The following is an 18,898-nucleotide window of genomic DNA, read 5'->3' on the forward strand; positions in this document are numbered from 1 at the left end:
AACTCGATCGATCGCATCGCTCGTATGATGCAAGCCTTTATGAAAAGGGCTATCTCGTGTTTTCTTTTTCCGTGCGCCAGACTGCGCTGGAATTCAGGGCGCTCGTTTAGGGTGAGTTCATCGAACCAACCGACGTCGACAAGTTCGGGCTTTGGCGACCCACGGAGACCAGTATGTGCAACCTATACCGCATGACCTCGAACCAAGAGGCTATCCGGCAGTTCACCAGAGCCATGATCGACGCCTCCGGCAATCTTGAGCCGATGGTGGAAGTCTTTCCGGATCGACCCGGGCCCGTGGTGCGAAACACGCCAGAGGGCCGCGAGATCGCCATGTTGCATTGGGGTATGCCGTCACCACCGATTGTCACCGCTGGCAAGCCCGATACTGGCGTCACCAACATTCGTCGTGTGGACTCCCCGCATTGGCGGGGCTGGCTAAGACCGGAGAACCGTTGTGTCGTTCCGTGGACTGAATTCTGCGAATGGGAAGACACCAAACCAAAGAAGACAAAACGCTGGTTTGCTCTCGACGAGGACAAGCCGCTGGCCTTTTTTGCYGGCATTTGGACCGGTTGGAGCGGCGAGCGAGGATCCATGAAGACCCCGCGCCCAGGACGCCATGAACTGTTCGGCTTCCTGACATGCGAGCCGAACTCCGTAGTCGCCTCGATCCACCCGAAAGCCATGCCGGTAATCCTCACGAACAAAGAGGAGATTGAACTCTGGATGACTGCGCCCTGGGACGAAGCAAAGAAACTGCAGCGCCCATTGCTCAACGACCAGATAGTTCTGCTGCCGGTCGAAGAAGTGGCTGGACCATGAACGATGATGGACGCAGTGCCGCCGCCGGCGCGACAATCCACGTGAACCATTTTTGCGACGTGACTGGCTGCGGAAAACGGGGAGGCTTCGGCTTTGCCTCGGCGGCCAGCGTCGAGATGCGCTGGTGGTACCGGGAGACCGACGTTCCCATTGAAGCTGAATTCTCGTCAAGCTGATGCCGTTTTGAGCGATATGACAAGCGTCGGAGGATTCGCAGGCGATGCCACGAACCCATAGTGCTCATAGAACGCTTTTGCCTCTTCGGAAATCGCATGGACCAGAAGGCCGCGAATGCCCATGATATGAGCCGCCTGTCCGGTACGTAGCACGGCGTCCTGCAACAGCGCGGCTCCGATACCTTTTCCCTGCCAGTTGCGGTCGATGGCCAGACGACCAAGGACCGACAAGGGAATGGGGTCCGGCATGTTGCGCCGGATCGGCCCCAGTGCGTCCACAACGGCGAGCGCGCCCGATGACAGGCAATAATACCCGACAACGCGCTCGGCCTCGCAAACCACATAGGTACGCGATGCGCCGCTGACCTGATTGGCCCGCGCACGGCGGCGCAGCCATTCGTCGAGGCTATCATGCGCACTGTCGAATAGCTGGAGATTGTGCGCTTCGCCGAGAAGCGTCGGTGCCGACAACATTACGGCTGCCAGGGTTTGGGGGCATTCATCAACCGCTCGAAGCCTTCGCCGCCCGGCGGCTGGTCGAGCACGGAGAGATAGTGTTTGTAGCTGTTGGGATCGACTTGCACCAATGTCTGGTCGATAAGCGCATCTTCGGCAGCACGGCGTGAGGCGTCGATCATGAAATCGGACCGGGTCTTGCCGTGGGCTTTGGCGGCACGGTCGATCAGGACGCGAACGTCTTCACGAACCCTCAAATTAACGGCGCGGGTATGGGTATCGGTCGAGTTTTTGCTGCTCATAATGTTTTTCCTTCAGTCCCAAATGCCATAAGCGCATACACAATGTGTACCTGTCTTTTCTCGTGATAGGCCGTGCGAGGATGTAGGCGATCTCGTCGATGGCGAGGCCGGCAACTGCCGGCAGCAGGGCGTTGATGCCATTCACCTGCGACTGCGATGAGCCGCGCGCAAACAGCCCGCTGGCTCGCAGCGCGGCGTAGAATTTTTCGGGTGTCATTGAGTTTCCGTTCACGACCAGGCGCGCCGAAGCACCCGGCGGACGTCGGGGTGGTTCGTGTGTGTCTTCCGGGAAATGCAAATGGAAAGCGCGTGAACGAGTGTTGCTGTTCCGCACTCGACTCGTCGTGAAAGCAATGCTTCACTGCCATCACAGTGTGGGAGTGGACGATGTACTACGAGTGGAATGAAGCCAAGGCGAACAGACAGTATCTGATAAAGTTTGCCTCGGCCTGGCTAGCCGCTATTGCTTTGGCTTTTCTTCCTGTTTGGTGGCTCGTGCAGGAAACGACATTCTAGTCTGGGATTCTGCGCACTCGATGTATAGTCGAGTATAACCCCGTCGTGCCAAAGCCGATCCATATCAGCCGATGACAATGCGCCGATAGCGCCGAAGAACTCGACGAAGCCGTTGGTCCGCCTGAACTCGGTAGTTCGCCAAATGTGTGGGCAAAACCCGTTCAATTACCTCACAAAAACAATCGCGTTCTTGTGAAGTGGTGCCCCATGCCGGAGTCGAACCAGCACTTCTTTCGAAACTCGATTTTGAGTCGAGCGCGTCTACCAATTCCGCCAATGGGGCAACGGATACCGACGAGGCGGGTGTCTAACATGCGTTTGCCCGCGCGCGCAAGACGGCGGGTGAAGTTATCGGGCTGATTTGATGGAGCTTCCGGCCGGAGGCATTCGGCCGGAAGCTCCAGTTCAGTGAGCGATGGCGGAGCCCGGCGCGATGCCACCGGATTTCTTGAGCGTGATCGCGAGAACGGACGCAAGCAGGCAGAATGCGCCGGCAATGAAGAAGGCTGGCAGATAGCTCGACAGTTCGGTTCGCGACAGGCCTGCGCCATAGGCGGCGGTGGCCGCACCCAGCTGGTGACCGGTGAAGATCCAGCCGAAGACTATCCCTGCCTTTTCCCGACCGAAGCTGTCGGCTGCGATCTTCACGGTCGGCGGAACGGTGGCGATCCAGTCGAGGCCGTAGAAGACAGCGAAGATCGACAGGCCGTAGAAGCTGAAATCGCTGAAGGGCAGGAAGAGCAGCGACAGGCCGCGCAGACCGTAATACCAAAAGAGCAGCCAGCGGTTGTCGAAACGGTCCGAAAGCCAGCCGGAGCCGATGGTGCCGAAGAAGTCGAAGATGCCCATGACGGCGAGCACGCTGGCGGCTGCCACCGGCAGGATGCCGAAATCGCCGCAGAGCGTCACGAAGTGGGTCTGGATCAAGCCGTTGGTGCTGAGGCCGCAGATGAAGAAGGTGGCGAAGAGGATCCAGAAGGTGGAGGTCTTCGACACGTCCTTGAGCACGGTGATCGGCGTAGCGAGCATTGCCAGCAGACCGGATTGCGCCGGTGGCGGCGGTGTGACGTGCTCTTCACCGAAGGACGGCAGGTTGAGATCGGATGGGCGGTCGCGCATGAAGCCCAGAACCACCAATGCGGCGAACATGATCATGCCGCAGACGAAGAAGACCGTTGCGCGCCAGCCGTAGCGCTCGGTCAATTCCGCCATGAAAGGCAGGAAGACGAGCTGGCCGGTCGCGGAACTTGCCGACAGCATGCCAACGACGAGACCACGGTGCCTGGTGAACCAGCGGGCAGAAACGGTTGCGGCAAGCACCATTGCCGTCAGGCCCGTGCCCAGGCCGACGACGACGCCCCAGAGGAGAAGCAGCTGCCAGAGTTCGGTCATGAACAGCGAGCCGACGAAGCCGCTGGCGATCATGATCATGGCGAAGACGATGACCTTGCGAACGCCGAAATAGTTCATGAAGGCCGCCGAGAAGGGGCCCATCAGGCCGAAGAGCAGCAGTCGCACGGCAAGCGCCGACGAGATCTGCGACGTCTCCCAACCGAATTCGTCCTGCAGCGGCTTGATGAGCACCCCGGGCGCGCCCATGGCGCCCGCTGTGACGAGCATGGTGACAAAGGTTGCTGCGACGACAACCCATCCGTAGTGGATGTTGCGCCGCGCCAGCGAAGAGGCAAGTGCAGTGGAGACCATTGGGCTGTTCCGTTTGGGGTTGTCGGAAGGGATGGCAGGCCTTTAGATGATGATCATCATATTTGTTGATTATTGATGATGGACGTCATATAAATTGTCAAGCAGCTATTTTGCGGAGAACCGAATGCGGGTCAGCCGAGAGAAATTTGCCGAAAACCGGGAGAAGATCCTGCAGGTCGCCGGGGTGCTCTTTCGCGAGAAGGGATTTGACGGCATCGGCGTTGCCGAAATCATGAAGGCCGCGGGAATGACCCATGGCGGCTTCTACGGGCACTTCGAATCCAAGGAGGATCTGGCGCTCGAGGTCAGTCGCGCGCTGATCGAGAAGGTCAAGATCCGCTGGAACGAGATCATATCAGCCGCTCCCGACCGTCCGCTCGATGCGTTGGTCCACCACTATCTCGCGCGTTGCAGCGTCGACGATCCGGGCGGCAGCTGCGTCTTTGCCTCGCTGGTGCAGGAGGTGAGCCGCAGCCGCGGCGAGGTGCGCGAGACATTCAATGATGGGCTGTCGGCGCTGGTCGACATCCTGTCGGGGATCGCCCCGGGCGGTACGGACAAGGAGCGACGCGACAAGGGGTTCACGACGCTTTCGGCGATGATGGGGGCCGTTATCCTGGCACGCGCCGTCGAAAGCCGGGAGCTTTCCGACAGCTTCCTGTTTACGGCGCGCGATGCACTCTCTTGCGCTAAAAGCTAGCTGCCTCTCAGCCGCGTCGTGCGATCCGGCCACTGATTTCGACGGTTTCGGAGAAGCAGCCATCGTTTGAGCGCGGCGCGAAGTTCGCTTTCGAACGCATCGGCACTGGGGCACTGGGGCTCTGGGGCTCTGGGGCCCTGGGGTTCGAGGGTCTCCGGCGAGGTGGCGCGTGTTGAAGGCACGCTCCCGACGATGGCGTCGATGGAAAGCTGGCCTTGCCTGACGGCCGATCCTGGGCCGTATGGCGTTATTTGAAGCCCTCGACCCGATGGGGAACATAGGGTTCCTCCAGCGCCGCCACATCCTCGGGTGCGAGCTTGACGGAGAGGGCGCCAACCGCGTCGACCAGGTGGTTGGCCTTCGAGGCACCGATGATCGGTGCGGTGACGGCGCTTTTCTGCAGGATCCAGGCGGTGGCGATCTGTGCCCGGGAGACGCCGTACTTCTGCGCCAGTTCGCCAACGATACCGATGATCGCTCGGTCGGCATCTTCCGCCTGATGGTAGAGGGTCTTGCCGAACTCGTCGGTCTCGCTGCGCGCGGTCTTTTCGTCCCAGTCCCGGGTCAGGCGGCCACGGGCCAGCGGGCTCCATGGGATCACGGCGATCTTCTCGTCCTGGCAGAATGGCAGCATTTCGCGCTCTTCCTCGCGGTAGAGCAGATTGAGGTGATCCTGCATGCTGACGAACGGGGTCCAGCCATTGGCCCGCGACGTGTAGAGCATCTTGGCGAATTGCCAAGCATACATGGAGGAGGCGCCGATATAGCGGGTCTTGCCTGCCTTGACGACATCATGCAGGGCTTCCAGCGTCTCTTCGATCGGCGTCGTATCGTCGAAACGGTGGATCTGGTAGAGGTCGACATAGTCGGTCCCCAGACGCTGCAGGCTGTTGTCGATCTCGTCAAATATGGCCTTGCGCGACAGACCGGCACCGTTGGGGCCGGGCCGCATGCGGTTGAAGACCTTGGTGGCGAGCACGATATCGTCGCGTCTGGCAAAGTCCCTGATCGCCCGGCCGACAATCTCCTCGGAAGATCCGTCGGAATAGGTATTGGCCGTATCGAGGAAATTGATGCCGAGGTCGATCGCCTGCCTGATCAGGATGCGACTGTCTTCCTCGCGGAGTGTCCAGCTATGGTTGCCACGGTCCGGTTCGCCGAATGTCATGCAGCCGAGGCAGATCTTCGACACCTCGAGCCCTGTGCCGCCAAGTTTCAAATAGTCCATGAAATTGCTCCGTCACGATCGCCACCCCGGCGCTTCTTCTGATCTAGGGCGGCGATCGCAAAAATGTCAGCCATTCGGTCGAAGAATGTTTGGCGCGTCAGCGCGGGACCGCTGGTCGGTTGTGCGCTTGCGCGCACCGTGTACAAGGTGTTAGCTGGTGCAGCATAATCGGACCTCGCCCATGAAACTGCCGCCGCGCGATCGCTATGACGATCTCTATCGCGATTTTGCCTGGACCGTTCCGGACGATTTCAACATCGGCCGGGCGGTCAGCGACGATTGGGCAGAGCTTGCACCGGACCGCATCTGCCTTGAGCATTTCGGTCCCGATGGCAACCATCTTTCCATGACCTACAGTGAGCTCGCGGCCCGCTCCTCGTCGCTTGCCAATGCGCTTGTCTCCATGGGTTTCAAGCGCGGCGACCGCATCGCATTGCTTCTGCCGCAATCGTTCGAGACGGTGATCGCGCATGTGGCGATTTACAAGATGGGGGCAATCGCGGTGCCGCTTGCGCTGCTGTTCGGCGTCGAGGCTCTGGAATATCGGCTCAAAATTGCCGGCGTGGCGGCTGTGATCACCAACAGTTTTGGGCTTGAGCGAATCCGGCGGATCAGAGAGCGCCTGCCCGATCTGGTGTCCGTCATCAGTGTCGATGCCGGTGGCGATGCATTGTCCTTTGCCGGGTTGGTGGAGGCGCATTCGCCTGTTTTCGAGGTTGCTGCGACCGGGCCGGACGAACCGGCGCTGATGATCTTCACCTCAGGCACCACCGGGCCGCCAAAGGGTGCGCTGCATGGTCATAGAGTTCTGGCTGGCCACATTCCGGGTATGCAGTTTGCGCATGAGGGGTTTCCGCAGCCGGGAGACAAGATGTGGACGCCGTCGGACTGGGCCTGGGCGGGCGGCTTGCTGAACGCGCTGCTGCCTAGTCTTTTGCTCGGCGTGCCGGTCGTCTCGTCGCCGGCGCAGAAGTTCGATCCTGACATGGCCTATCGCATCATGGCCGAGATGAAGGTGCGCAACGGTTTCATTCCGCCGACTGCACTTCGCCTGATGAAGGCGGTGCCCGATCCCCTTGCCAAGTACGATCTTGCGCTCCGCACGATCGGAGCTGCCGGCGAATCGCTGGGCGCGGAAACCTACGATTGGGTCAGGCGGACGCTCGGCGTCGAGGTCAACGAGTTTTACGGTCAGACCGAGTGCAATTTTGTGCTGTCATCGAGCGCTGCCATGGGTGTCAGCAAGGCAGGCGCCATCGGCCGTGCGGTGCCGGGCCACCGCGTTGCCGTCATAAACGGCAGCGGCGAAAAGGTGGCTTGCGGTCAGGTAGGCCAGATTGCGGTCAAACGCCCAGATCCGGTGATGTTTCTCGGCTACTGGAACGATCTGGAAGCGACGGAGCGCAAGTTTGTCCGCGATTGGCTGCTGACCGGCGATATCGGCCGGCAGGACGAAGAAGGGTACGTTACCTTTCTCGGTCGCGACGACGACGTCATTACCTCGTCCGGATACCGGATCGGGCCTGCCGAGATCGAGGACTGTCTGAGCGGGCATCCGGCCGTTCAGCTTGCGGCTGCGGTCGGGAAGCCGGATTCGCTGCGCACCGAGATCGTCAAGGCCTATGTCGTTCTCGTGCCGGGCTTTGAAGCGAGTTCAGCGCTAGCACTCGATATCCGCGACTGGGTGAAGATGCGGCTTTCGATGCACGAGTATCCGCGCGAGGTCGAATTCGTCGGCGAGCTGCCGCTGACGACCTCAGGCAAGGTGATCCGCCGTCTGCTGCGGGAGCGGGCTGCCGCGGAGACTGCTATCCCCGCTTTGCAAGCGACATGATTTTCTGGCGCAGCATCTTCGCGACATTGCGGGTGCTGCTGTACATGTGAAGCTGGGCTGCGACCTGGCGCACATCACGGTCGCCGTTTTGCGACAGGCCGATCACCACCGTGCCCATGTCTTCGCGCTCCCGCCAGAAGCGGCTCATGATCGGATGATCGGGGACGGCGCAGGAATCGGAGCGCACGATGTTGGCGTCATCGAGGTGCCATTCGGTCAGTTCTCCCATCAGCAGCTTGCCCGGGGAATAACGCGCATAGGTCTCGTCATAGGCGGTCTTCCACGTGTAAGCCTCGCCGCCCATCAGCAGCACCACCGTCGAGGCGATTGCCCGGCCGTTGACATCGATGCTGTGTATGCGCACGGCATCGACGGCTGCGAGATTGGAGATGGCCTCACGGGCAAAGGCCGTGTGATAGCGGTCGGTGACGAGCGCGCTGCGCCTCTTGCCTTTCCAGCCGCCGCCTTCGAGTGCTAGGAATTCCTCGAAGCGCGTGTGGATCTCATGTGGTTGACGTGCGACGCTGTAAGCGACCGCGCCCTTCTCCTCCAGCAACCGCCACTGCCTGCGCATCTCGCGCATATGGGAGGAGGAGACCGCCTTGCCAAGATAGACGGTGGCATCCTCGTCGCTCTGCAGCATCGGGCGCTGATAGGGATTTGTGATCGTGATCGGCAGGTTGCGGCTGATGGCGACCGCGCGCGCCATGCGCGCAAAGATACCGTTCAGCCGCAAATCGGGCAGGACCAGGATCCGCGGCAGCCGCAGATCGCCTGCTGTCAGCCCTTCGAGCAGATTGTCGAGTGTCTCGGCGGCGTCCTCCGTGTCGATCAGAGGTGTGCCCAGGGGTGCGAAACTGTTCGCCCAGACGCGGATGATGGACGGGCCGACGGCAAAGCCGGGCCTTTCCACGGAGAAAGGCATCAGGACACGCAAACGGCTGCGGCCGTCGCTCCGGTCGCGCAGCAGCGCGAAATTGACCTGCCGGTCATCAAGCCGCGGCATTGCCGGCGCAAGGAAACGGCCGGTGAAAAAGACGTTGGGTTCCAGCGCGCGGTTGGAGAGAAAATCGAGTTCATCCTGCAGCTCGTATCCGAGCTTGCCGGAATACACGCACAGTTCGCGGCCAGGCCTTCCGACGTCGATGCGTGCTTCGGCCTGCGGCACATCGAAATCCAACGCCGCAAGCTCGTGAACCATCCGGTTGGCGGTCGCATCTGTCGTCTGGGTAGCGGGGGGATGGCGCACCATTGTGTCAGGCTTCCATGTCTTTATGCGTTCCGGCCGATTTGGCGAAGGCGAAGAGGGCAATGCCGAGCGCTCGGCGGACCGCAAGGTGCAGGAGCGCAGCTTCGACGCCCATGGCCGTTGCGGTTGCGACCGCCGCCCCCTCTATGCCGAAGCGCGGAATGAGGAGCACGTTCAGGCCAACGCTGACCGCCAGGGCGCCGGCGTAGAGCAGGGCGCAGATGTTCTGCTTGCCGGCCATCATCAGCAGCGTCTCGGCTGGTCCCACCAGCGCCTTGGCGAGGATGCCGGCAAGCAGGATAGCCATCAGAATGTAGCCGGCTGTGAAAGCGCCACCGAACAGCGACAGCAGGAGGTGGCCGGCGGCGAGAACCATCAGGCCGACGGCCAGCGCCGGCCAGAACGTCCATCTGGCGGCGTCGATCGCGGCCGCCGAAAGCTCGGAGCGTGTGCCCCCGGCAATGATGCTGGAAAACCGCGGGCCGGAGGCGGCCTTGACGGAAAAATTGATGAAGTGAACCAGCGCCATCGTCTTGGCAGCGGCGAAGTAGATCGCGACATCGTGGGGTTCCAGGAAGATGCCGACCACGACGACGTCGGAGTTGGTCAGCAGGAAGCTGACGCCCTCGATCAGGAACATCGGGAATGCGACGCTGAGCCAGCCGAGGAAGTCGATCTTGCGCGGGCCTGCGTGATAGTGGCGGCGAAGGCGCACGAGGGTCGCCACATACTGTGCGACCGCCGTCACATAAGTGGCGAGGAGGGCCGCCTGCATGGCGGTGATCGCCGTGTGCGGCGCGCCGAGGCCGATTGCTGCCAGCATGAAGAGAATGATCAGGACCGGGCGGACGATGTAGGCCGGGCCCAACGCCATGATCGGCCAGTGGTTGGCGCGCGACGTGCCTTCCAGGATGTCGCCGAGCGCGATCATCGGCATGGCGAGGAGGCCGAGGAAGATCGGAACGACGTAGTAGCTGTGGATCCTGTCGCCGAAGAGGTGCAGCGCGATCATGCCGACGGCAAGCATGGCGGTTCCCGACAGCAGTCCGAAGATGCGCGCGGTTCCGGTCAGCCCGCGAATTTCAGCCAGGGCGCCCGCTGCCTTGTAGTGCGGCAGGAACCTGACGATGGCGGTGTGGAAGCCGAGGCAAGACAGGTCGCCGAAGACTACGATCAGCACCCAGACGAATACGAATATCCCGTACTCGTATTCGCCCATCAGCCGGGCGAGGGCAATCTGCGAGACGAAGGCGAGCGCCGCGCTGATGATGCGGATCGAGAATGCAGTCAGCGCCATGCGCCGGGCGACGGCTTTTTCGCCACGCTCGGTCAAAAGCCCCCCAAGCATGCGCAACGCGCGGCCGCCCGACGGGCGCAGCCCCGCCGGCAACATCTTTTCAGCTGTCTCGATGACCGCCATCATGAACACGCAAAACTCTCTGGCAAATCGTGCCCCGAGTAGTGCCAGAACAGCGTTAAGAAACGGTTGTGGCCGCGTATATTTACTTAACTGCTGGCGAGTTTAGATGCATCCGGCCTGGTCAGCGGCTGGCGCGGGCAAGCGCATGGTCGATCAGTCGGTCAATGATCTCTGGGTAGGTGACGCCGCTCGCGGCCATCGCTTTGGAATACATGCTGATATCGGTAAAGCCCGGGATCGTGTTGAGTTCGTTGACGACGAACGTCATGTCGGCGGTGAGGAAAAAATCGACGCGCGCCATGCCGTCGCAGCCAAGCGCCTTGAACGCCAGCCCGGCGGCCTGCCTGATCTCATCCTCGACGTCCTTCGGCAGTTGCGCCGGAACCCTTAGAGCGGCGCCGTCCTCGTCGATGTATTTCGCTTCATAGCTATAAAAGCCGTGGCTTTGCGAGGGAGCAATCTCGCCCGGCAGGGAGATCAATATCCTGCCGTCGGCATGCTCCAGCACGCTGCACTCGATCTCCCGTCCGCGAATGAACTCCTCGGCAAGCAGCTTGCGGTCGTACGTGAAGCCTTCCGCCAGTGCGCCGGCAAAGTCATCGGCCCGCCCTACCTTGCTGACGCCGACCGACGAGCCCTGGCGCGCGGGCTTGATGAAGATCGGGAGGCCGAGCACATTGACCAGCTCGTCGAAGGACGGTGTGTCGTCGGCGTGAATGCACACCGACCTTGCCACCGGCAGACCTGCCTCCCTCAGCAGTCGCTTGGCGATGTCCTTGTCGATGGCGGTTGCCGACCCCAGTATGCCGCAGCCGGCGAGAGGCACTCGGGCGACCTCGGCCAACCCCTGGATCGAGCCGTCTTCACCATGCATTCCGTGCAGCACCGGGAACAGGACATCGATGCGCGGCAGCTCGATTGCGGGCGTGCCGGGCGAGATGGCAATCAACCGACCGCGGCCGCCCGGCAGCAGGCAAAGCTCTTGCGCACGCTCGTTTGCTACGGCGGACGACAGAACCGCGGTCGGATCCATCATCGTCCAGCGTCCGTCCTTCGTCACGTAGATCGCAAGCACGTCGTAACGTTCCGGATCGAGCGCTTTCAGGACGTTGGTTGCCGACAGGATCGACACATCGTGTTCGGGAGACCGGCCGCCGAATAGAACCGCGACGCGCCGTCGCGGAATTGACGATCGGCTCGTATTGTCGCTCACATTTGGGTTCGGCAATGTGCCTGTCATGAGTAGTGCCCTCAATTTATTCCGGTCCGGATGCTCAAAGTGTTATGGCGATGCCGCGATTGGCGAAGAAGCGGTCGAAGTTCGATACCGGCAAGGCGACATTGGCCTGGCTGCTCCGATCGTGGCCGGACGGGTTGTGAAAGCGGACGGTTTGCGAGCTTGCGGCTGTTACCAGGACGAGATGTCCGCCTTTTGACGGCGGCTCTTGGTCGGGCCAGCGGATGTGGCTGTTCACGGATGCCATGAAATACGTCCTGCTTTGAAGAAGCGCCGGAAGTTCGCTTGTCAAAAGATTGGTGATCGTCTGCGCCTTGAGGCCGAATGTCTGCGCAACGAAGGTGACGAATGGTGCGTAGATCAGGCCCTTGATGGAGCGATCGGCTTCATTGACCACGTAGCCGCCGAAGGCGGTGCATGCCCTGGCCAGATCGATGGTTCGGTGAATTTCGCCACGTGCGGCCAGGACCATCTTCAGGCACGCCATGCCGCAGATATTACTGGCCCAGTGGGCGTATTCCTCGGCCGTCTCGGCGCCGGATTCCGGCCAGAGCGGATCGCCGAGCAGGGCAGATGCGCCTTGCGTGACGACCGGCATCGTCATCGACGGCGTTTCCCACTGGCTGAAGTAGGGTACCGCTAGGGTGCCAATGCTCATGAAATCCCTCGGCAATCATTATAACCATGCCCGCAAGCTCGGTGAACAAAGCGACGCTTTTGCGGCTGAATAATGTGCCGATTGAGATGTCAGGACTTGTGTGAAAACCTGCACAGGCCGGAATCGGAAAGGCCCTCGCAACATCTCCGTCGCGAGGGCCTTTGCTTATCTCAGGGCAATCCGGCTGGCCTCAAGCCTGCTCGAAAGCGCCGTGGCAATGCTTGTACTTCTTACCCGAGCCGCAGGGGCAGACTTCGTTGCGGCCAACCTTGCCCCATGTGGAGGGGTCATCCGGATTGCGGCTTTCCGGCGCGACGATAACTTCCGAAGCCCGATAGATCGGCGCGAAGTCGTCTTCTCCGGTATCCGGATCGAAGTGGTGGGCCTGCATGACAGGCGGTTCCGGCTCGGCCGGCGCCTGCTGCACGAGTTCAACTCGCATCAGTTGGGCAGTGACGGCCTGGCGAAGGTTGTTGAGCAGCGATGTGAAGAGCTCGAACGCTTCCGACTTGTATTCCTGCAACGGATCGCGCTGGGCGTAACCGCGGAAGCCGACGACCGAGCGCAGATGGTCGAGGTTGACGATGTGCTCGCGCCAGAGGGCATCGAGCGTCTGCATGACGATCGAGCGCTCGACATAGTGCATGATGTCGTCGCCGAAACGCTCTGACTTTTCGGTGAAGAGGGCGTTTGCCGCTTCCGTCAGGCGTTCGCGAATATCGTCTTCGCCGATACCTTCTTCCTTGACCCAGCCTTCGATCGGCAGGTCGAGGTTGAGCAGCGCGTTTGTCTGTTCCTTCAGGCCGACGGCATCCCACTGTTCGGCGTAGGCGCGCTCGGGGATGTGCTTGTCGACGAGGTCTTCGATCACCTCGCGGCGCATATCCGAAACGGTCTCGGAGATGTTGGTCGATTCCATAAGCTCCAGACGCTGTTCGAAGACCACCTTGCGCTGGTCGTTCAGAACGTCGTCATATTTGAGCAGGTTCTTGCGGATGTCGAAGTTGCGGGCTTCGACCTTCTTCTGCGCGCGCTCCAGAGCCTTGTTGATCCAGGGGTGAACGATGGCTTCGCCCTCCTTGAGACCCAGCTTGGTCAGCATGCTGTCCATGCGGTCGGAGCCGAAGATACGCATCAGGTCGTCCTGAAGCGACAGGTAGAACTTCGAACGCCCCGGGTCGCCCTGACGGCCAGAACGACCGCGCAACTGGTTGTCGATGCGGCGGCTTTCGTGGCGTTCGGTCGCGATGACGTAAAGGCCACCGGCGGTAATCGCCTTCTGCTTCAGCTCCTTGATTTCCTCGACGATCGTGGCGATCCTGGCGTCACGATCGGGGCCGGGCTCGACTTCGCCGAGCTCGCGTTCGATACGCATGTCCAGGTTGCCGCCGAGCTGGATGTCGGTACCACGACCGGCCATGTTGGTGGCGATCGTGACAGAACCCGGCACGCCGGCCTGGGCGACGATATAGGCTTCCTGCTCGTGGTAGCGGGCGTTCAGAACCTGGAAGTTCGCGAAGCCCTGCTTGCGCATCATCTCGGCGAGCAGTTCCGACTTTTCGATCGACGTGGTGCCGACGAGAACCGGCTGGCCGCGCTTCTGGGCCTCGGCGATCTCGGCGATGATCGCCTTGAACTTCTCGTCGAAGGTCCGGTAGACCTCGTCGTCCTCATCGATACGCAGGATCGGCAGGTTGGTCGGCACTTCGATGACGTCGAGGCCGTAGATGTTGCCAAATTCTTCCGCTTCCGTCTGCGCCGTACCGGTCATGCCGCCGAGCTTGTCGTACATGCGGAAGTAGTTCTGGAAGGTGATCTGCGCCAGCGTCTGGTTTTCCGGCTGGATCTTGACGTGTTCCTTGGCTTCGAGGGCCTGGTGCTGGCCTTCCGAATAACGACGGCCCGGCATCATGCGGCCGGTGAATTCGTCGATGATGACGATTTCGTCGTTGCGGACGATGTAGTCCTTGTCGCGCTGGAACAGCTTGTGGGCCTTCAGCGCGTTGTTGACGTGGTGGACGATCGCGACGTTCTCGATGTCGTAAAGCCCGGTGCCCTTGAGCAATCCAGCTTCACGCAGCAGGTTTTCCAGCTTCTCGGTGCCTTCTTCCGAGAAGTTGGCGGACCGCTGCTTTTCGTCGATCTCGTAGTCGGCTTCGCTGAGAATCGGTATGTAGGCATCGATCGTGTTGTAGAGATCGGAACGATCATCCAGCGGCCCAGAGATGATCAGCGGCGTGCGCGCCTCGTCGACCAGGATCGAGTCGACTTCGTCGACGATCGCGAAGTTGTGGCCGCGCTGGACCATCTGGTTCTTCTCGTACTTCATGTTATCGCGCAGATAATCGAAGCCGAGCTCGTTGTTGGTCGCGTAAGTGACGTCGCAGGCATATGCGGCGGCGCGCTCCTCGTCGGAGAGACCGTGGACGATAACGCCGGTGGTCAGGCCGAGGAAGCCGTAGACGCGGCCCATCGTTGCAGCGTCACGCTGTGCGAGATAGTCGTTGACGGTGACGACATGCACGCCCTTGCCGGACAGGGCGTTGAGGTAGACCGGCAGCGTCGCGACGAGCGTCTTGCCTTCGCCGGTTTTCATTTCGGCGATTGCATTCGAGTGCAGGATCATCCCGCCGACCAGCTGTACGTCAAAAGGTCGCATGCCGAGAACGCGGCGCGAAGCCTCGCGAGCGACCGCAAAAGCCGGAACGAGGATATCGTCCAGCGTCTTGCCTTCCGCCAGCAGCTTGCGGAACTCGACCGTCTGGGCGGCGAGCTGCTCGTCGGACAGCGCCTTCGTCTTTTCTTCAATCGCATTGATTGCGTCGACGTTCGGCTGGAAGGACCGCACGCGGCGATCATTGGCAGAGCCAAATATTTTGCGGGCAATACCGCCAAAGCTGACCATATGACTGGTCCTTTCTCAATATACTTCCCCGGCTTTTCTTGTCCGCGGCCCGGCCGAAATTCAGGCGCACGTCTCGAAACGCCAGGAAACTGTTCTGGACGCGAGGTTGCGTGACAGATAAGAGGGGGGTCGAATGATGTCAACGGATTTGGCTGATATAGAAAGGCCACATTCCGGTGTTGATGGCTGTTTCAGGCTGGATTCACGAAGTTGAAGCCGGGGGTTTAACTGTGAAGGGTTATTTGATGTTGAACTACAACAAAATTGCCGTGATGGCGTTCGCAACATTTGTTGCGTTCCAGGCACCGGTCCGTGCTGAGGACAAGCCGGATGCCGTGGTTGCCAAGGTCGGCGATGTCGAAATTCATCAGTCTGAGCTGGATCTGGCTATCGCCAACCTCGACCCGCAGCTCGCACAGCTTCCCGAGGACCAGAAGAAGGTCGCAGCCCTGTCCGCGGCAATCGACGTCAAGCTGCTCGCCAAGGACGCTGCGGCAGAGAAGCTCGACCAGTCCGCCGAGTTCCAGAAGCGCATGCAGTATCTCGCCGATCGCGAACTTCATAACGCCTACTTCAAGAAGCACGTCGTCGACACTGTCACCGACGACGAAGTGAAGGCCCGCTACGACAAGGAAGTCGCTGCCCTGCCGAAGCAGGAAGAAGTGCACGCGCGCCACATCCTGGTGAAGACCGAGGATGAAGCCAAGGACGTCATCAAGCAGCTCGACGCCGGCAAGGACTTCGCTGAACTTGCCAAGGAAAAATCCACCGACCCGAACAAGGCGGACGGCGGCGATCTCGGCTATTTCACCAAGGGCCGCATGGTCAAGGAATTCGAGGATGCTGCCTTCACGCTCGACAAGGGCACGTACTCCAAGACCCCGGTGAAGACCGATTTCGGCTATCACGTCATCAAGGTCGAGGATAAGCGGGACGCGCCTCCGCCGGCATACGACCAGGTCAAGGATCAGGTTCGTCAGCTCGTCATGCGCGACAAGTATCTTGCCCTTCTCGCCGCCGCGAAGGAAAAGTCGAAGGTCGACATCACCGACGAGGCCCTTCGGAAGGGTTACGAGGATGCCAACAAGCAGCCGCAGCCGGGCGATGCGCCCGTAGCGCAGCCGCAGCAGTAATATCCATCCAGGGCCCGGTTCTTCCGGGCCCTTCACTATCTTCTGTTGTCGCATCTCCTGACGGCGAACCGGTTTCCACTTCGCCCGGGAATGCTCATAGCCAGGTCGATCATCATGTCCGGTTCCGTTTCTCCGCTCGCTCCGAAATCCTTTGCCGCCATGCCTGCCGTGCGCGGCGTTCGAATGGCAACCGCTTGCGCGGGGATCAAGTACAAGAATCGAACCGACGTTCTGATGATGGTTTTCGACAAGCCGGCGGCCGTCGCGGGGGTCTTCACCCGCTCGAAGTGCCCGTCCGCGCCTGTCGATTTCTGCCGCGCCAATCTGCCACACGGCGTGGCGCGTGCAGTCGTCGTGAATTCCGGCAATGCCAACGCCTTTACCGGCGTCAAGGGTCGCGAGGCGACCGCCTTGACGGCGAAGTCCGCTGCCGCCGCCGTCGGCTGCGCCGAGGGCGAAGTCTATCTTGCCTCCACCGGCGTTATCGGCGAGCCGCTTGACGCCACGAAGTTCGCTGGTGTTCTCGACACGCTCTATGCTGACGCGACGGGCGATTTCTGGTTCGAAGCCGCCAAGGCGATCATGACGACCGACACCTATCCGAAGGTCTCGACGCGCAGCGCCGAAATCGGTGGCGTGTCCGTGACGATTAACGGCATTGCCAAGGGCGCGGGGATGATCGCGCCCGATATGGCGACGATGCTCTCCTTCGTGGTGACGGACGCCGATATCGCGCCTGTCGCGCTGCAGTCGCTGCTGTCGGAAGGCGTCGATCCGACGTTCAACTCGATGACGGTCGACAGCGACACCTCCACATCGGACACGCTGATGCTGTTTGCGACAGGGGTTGCCGCCGAAGACGGACAGGCCCGCGTGGAGCGTGCCGACGATCCCCGCCTTTCCTCGTTCCGCGCTGCGCTGAACGAACTCCTCAAGGATCTCGCTTTGCAGGTGGTCCGCGACGGCGAAGGCGCCACCAAGATGCTCGAGATCACGGTAACAGGCGCCGAAAGCGATGCTGCCGCCAAGAAAATTGCGCTCTCGATCGCCAATTCGCCGCTCGTCAAGACGGCAGCAGCCGGCGAGGACGCAAACTGGGGCCGTATCGTCATGGCTGTCGGCAAATCAGGCGAAATGGCCGACCGCGATCGCCTTGCCATCTGGTTTGGCGATGTACGTGTTGCGGTCAACGGGGAGCGTGACGCCGGCTATTCGGAGCAGGCGGCCTCCAACGTGATGAAAAATCAGGATATTCCGGTGAAGGTGGAGATCGGCCTCGGCAGCGGCAAGGCAACGGTCTGGACCTGCGACCTTACAAAGGAGTATGTCGCCATCAACGGTGACTATCGGAGCTGATCGTCCATTGACCGAAGCATTACCCAAGAAGGCAAATCTTCCACTGGTTCGCAGGCTCGAGGCCGTCGGCTTCCGGGCGTGGCCGGCTTCATCCGTTCAGTACGATGGCAGCTGGCAGGTGCGGCTGACAGCCGGACACCCGTCGAACAGGCTGAATTCCATCGTGCCGCTCGACCCCTCGGATCATCGCGACGTCGAAATCCGCCTCACCAAGGCCAGCCGCAAGTTCGAGGCATATGGCCGTCCGGCAGTCCTTCGCCAGACGCCGCTCGCATCGCCGGTGCTGGTCGACCTCGTCAGGGCTGAGGAATGGACGCATTTCGACGAAACGATCGTCATGACCTGCGACCTCGCCCACGCGGATCTGCCCGATACGCTCGATCACCTTCCGACGCATGATATCGGTCGTTTCGTGGACGCCAATCTGGCGACCGATCAGGTTTCTCCAAAGTTGAAGCCGGCACTCGCCGAGGTCATCAATGCGATCAAGCCGCCGTCGGGTCTCTTCATGATCGAGGATCCGCGGACCGGACCCCTGGCGACCGTTCTCTGCGTTCAGGACAACGATCTGGCGGGCATCATGTCGCTTTCGGTCGCCGAAGGCCGCCGGCGCGAGGGGCTTGGCCTGGAAATTCTGACGTCGGCGTTGCGCTGGGCACGCATGCGCAGCGCCCGCTCTGCCTGGCTGCAGGTCAAGGCGACCAACGCGCCGGCGCTGGCACTTTACCAACGCCTGGGCTTCCACGAGGCCTATCGTTACTCCTACTGGCGGCGGGAGCTGTCGCAATGAGCGGGGCGGCGCGAAGCATCCTGCTCGTGGTGGCCTGCGCGCTGATCGATTCTGACGGCCGGATCCTTCTGGCGCAGCGCCCCGAAGGCAAGTCGCTCGCGGGTCTCTGGGAGTTCCCCGGCGGCAAGGTCGAGCCAGGCGAAACGCCCGAGGAAACGCTGGTGCGTGAACTGCACGAGGAACTCGGGATCACGACCAAGATTGCCTGCCTGGCGCCGCTCAGCTTTGCCAGTCATACGTACGAGACATTCCATCTGCTGATGCCGCTCTATGTGTGCCGGCGATACGAAGGAATCGCGCACGGGAAAGAAGGCCAGGCCATCAAGTGGGTGAAGCCGCAGGCATTGCGCGACTATCCCATGCCGCCCGCCGATGAACCGCTCATTCCAGTTTTGCAGGACTTACTTTAG

At 61.1% G+C, this 18,898-nt stretch carries 18 protein-coding genes and 1 tRNA gene; 8 read left to right on the top strand and 11 right to left on the bottom strand.

What is annotated here, in order from left to right:
• The first annotated feature begins 173 nt into the window (after positions 1–173).
• Both AC1DMK_RS07455 and AC1DMK_RS07460 read left to right on the top strand, forming a co-directional pair.
• Positions 174–824, top strand: a complete 651-nt coding sequence (locus tag AC1DMK_RS07455; RefSeq protein WP_477858030.1) for an SOS response-associated peptidase — start codon at positions 174–176, stop codon at positions 822–824.
• Positions 821–1,000, top strand: coding sequence for a hypothetical protein (locus AC1DMK_RS07460; protein ID WP_477858032.1), 180 nt, complete (start codon positions 821–823; stop codon positions 998–1,000). The genes AC1DMK_RS07455 and AC1DMK_RS07460 overlap by 4 nt, the downstream gene beginning before the upstream one ends.
• Here the strand turns inward: AC1DMK_RS07460 and AC1DMK_RS07465 are convergent.
• The 5 genes from AC1DMK_RS07465 to AC1DMK_RS07485 form a co-directional block, all read right to left on the bottom strand.
• Positions 992–1,474, bottom strand: coding sequence for a GNAT family N-acetyltransferase (locus AC1DMK_RS07465; protein WP_477858033.1), 483 nt, complete (start codon positions 1,472–1,474; stop codon positions 992–994). The genes AC1DMK_RS07460 and AC1DMK_RS07465 overlap by 9 nt on opposite strands.
• Positions 1,474–1,758, bottom strand: a complete 285-nt coding sequence (locus tag AC1DMK_RS07470) for a type II toxin-antitoxin system TacA family antitoxin (RefSeq protein WP_477858035.1) — start codon at positions 1,756–1,758, stop codon at positions 1,474–1,476. Before AC1DMK_RS07470 ends, AC1DMK_RS07465 begins: the two co-directional genes overlap by 1 nt.
• Entirely contained in the window at positions 1,715–1,975 is a 261-nt protein-coding gene (locus AC1DMK_RS07475; RefSeq protein ID WP_477858037.1) for a hypothetical protein, read from the bottom strand. The genes AC1DMK_RS07470 and AC1DMK_RS07475 overlap by 44 nt, the downstream gene beginning before the upstream one ends.
• A gap of 497 nt (positions 1,976–2,472) precedes the next feature.
• A tRNA-Leu gene (locus tag AC1DMK_RS07480) sits at positions 2,473–2,557 on the bottom strand.
• 122 nt (positions 2,558–2,679) lie between these two features.
• The gene (locus AC1DMK_RS07485; RefSeq protein ID WP_477858038.1) at positions 2,680–3,978 is read right to left on the bottom strand and encodes an MFS transporter; all 1,299 of its coding nucleotides are present in this window, start codon (positions 3,976–3,978) and stop codon (positions 2,680–2,682) included.
• 124 nt (positions 3,979–4,102) lie between these two features.
• Between AC1DMK_RS07485 and AC1DMK_RS07490 the strand changes: the two genes are divergently transcribed.
• Positions 4,103–4,678 carry a TetR/AcrR family transcriptional regulator gene (locus tag AC1DMK_RS07490; protein ID WP_477858040.1) on the top strand — a complete coding sequence of 192 codons (576 nt, stop codon included), beginning with the start codon at positions 4,103–4,105 and terminating at the stop codon, positions 4,676–4,678.
• Between the two features lie 247 nt (positions 4,679–4,925).
• On the opposite strand, the gene AC1DMK_RS07495 is transcribed toward AC1DMK_RS07490, so the two are convergent.
• Positions 4,926–5,906: an aldo/keto reductase gene (locus AC1DMK_RS07495; RefSeq protein ID WP_477858042.1), complete on the bottom strand. Its 981-nt coding sequence runs from the start codon at positions 5,904–5,906 to the stop codon at positions 4,926–4,928.
• A 181-nt stretch (positions 5,907–6,087) separates the two neighbouring features.
• Between AC1DMK_RS07495 and AC1DMK_RS07500 the strand changes: the two genes are divergently transcribed.
• On the top strand, positions 6,088–7,740 hold the full coding sequence (locus AC1DMK_RS07500; protein ID WP_477858044.1) for an AMP-binding protein: 1,653 nt from the start codon (positions 6,088–6,090) through the stop codon (positions 7,738–7,740).
• Here AC1DMK_RS07500 and AC1DMK_RS07505 read toward each other — a convergent pair.
• The 5 genes from AC1DMK_RS07505 to secA all read right to left on the bottom strand — a co-directional run bounded on the left by AC1DMK_RS07505 (position 7,715) and on the right by secA (position 15,209).
• The gene (locus tag AC1DMK_RS07505; protein ID WP_477858046.1) at positions 7,715–8,992 is read right to left on the bottom strand and encodes a GNAT family N-acetyltransferase; all 1,278 of its coding nucleotides are present in this window, start codon (positions 8,990–8,992) and stop codon (positions 7,715–7,717) included. The genes AC1DMK_RS07500 and AC1DMK_RS07505 overlap by 26 nt on opposite strands.
• Before the next feature lie 4 nt (positions 8,993–8,996).
• The gene (locus AC1DMK_RS07510; protein WP_477858145.1) at positions 8,997–10,409 is read right to left on the bottom strand and encodes an oligosaccharide flippase family protein; all 1,413 of its coding nucleotides are present in this window, start codon (positions 10,407–10,409) and stop codon (positions 8,997–8,999) included.
• 121 nt (positions 10,410–10,530) lie between these two features.
• Positions 10,531–11,649 carry a D-alanine--D-alanine ligase family protein gene (locus AC1DMK_RS07515; RefSeq protein ID WP_477858048.1) on the bottom strand — a complete coding sequence of 373 codons (1,119 nt, stop codon included), beginning with the start codon at positions 11,647–11,649 and terminating at the stop codon, positions 10,531–10,533.
• Positions 11,650–11,683: 34 nt separating this feature from the next.
• Positions 11,684–12,304: a C39 family peptidase gene (locus tag AC1DMK_RS07520; RefSeq protein ID WP_477858050.1), complete on the bottom strand. Its 621-nt coding sequence runs from the start codon at positions 12,302–12,304 to the stop codon at positions 11,684–11,686.
• Between the two features lie 190 nt (positions 12,305–12,494).
• The gene (gene secA / locus AC1DMK_RS07525) at positions 12,495–15,209 is read right to left on the bottom strand and encodes a preprotein translocase subunit SecA (RefSeq protein WP_477858051.1); all 2,715 of its coding nucleotides are present in this window, start codon (positions 15,207–15,209) and stop codon (positions 12,495–12,497) included.
• Positions 15,210–15,454: 245 nt separating this feature from the next.
• Here secA and AC1DMK_RS07530 point away from each other — a divergent pair, with 245 nt between their 5' ends.
• The 4 genes from AC1DMK_RS07530 (at position 15,455) to mutT (ending at position 18,898) form a co-directional block, all read left to right on the top strand.
• Positions 15,455–16,342: a peptidylprolyl isomerase gene (locus AC1DMK_RS07530; RefSeq protein WP_037059355.1), complete on the top strand. Its 888-nt coding sequence runs from the start codon at positions 15,455–15,457 to the stop codon at positions 16,340–16,342.
• A gap of 114 nt (positions 16,343–16,456) precedes the next feature.
• The gene (gene argJ / locus AC1DMK_RS07535; RefSeq protein WP_477858053.1) at positions 16,457–17,698 is read left to right on the top strand and encodes a bifunctional glutamate N-acetyltransferase/amino-acid acetyltransferase ArgJ; all 1,242 of its coding nucleotides are present in this window, start codon (positions 16,457–16,459) and stop codon (positions 17,696–17,698) included.
• Complete coding sequence (locus AC1DMK_RS07540) at positions 17,667–18,488, top strand: GNAT family N-acetyltransferase (protein ID WP_037059356.1); 822 nt, start codon at positions 17,667–17,669, stop codon at positions 18,486–18,488. Before argJ ends, AC1DMK_RS07540 begins: the two co-directional genes overlap by 32 nt.
• Positions 18,485–18,898: an 8-oxo-dGTP diphosphatase MutT gene (gene mutT / locus AC1DMK_RS07545; RefSeq protein ID WP_037059358.1), complete on the top strand. Its 414-nt coding sequence runs from the start codon at positions 18,485–18,487 to the stop codon at positions 18,896–18,898. Before AC1DMK_RS07540 ends, mutT begins: the two co-directional genes overlap by 4 nt.

Source organism: Rhizobium sp. 05L419 (assembly GCF_056397845.1).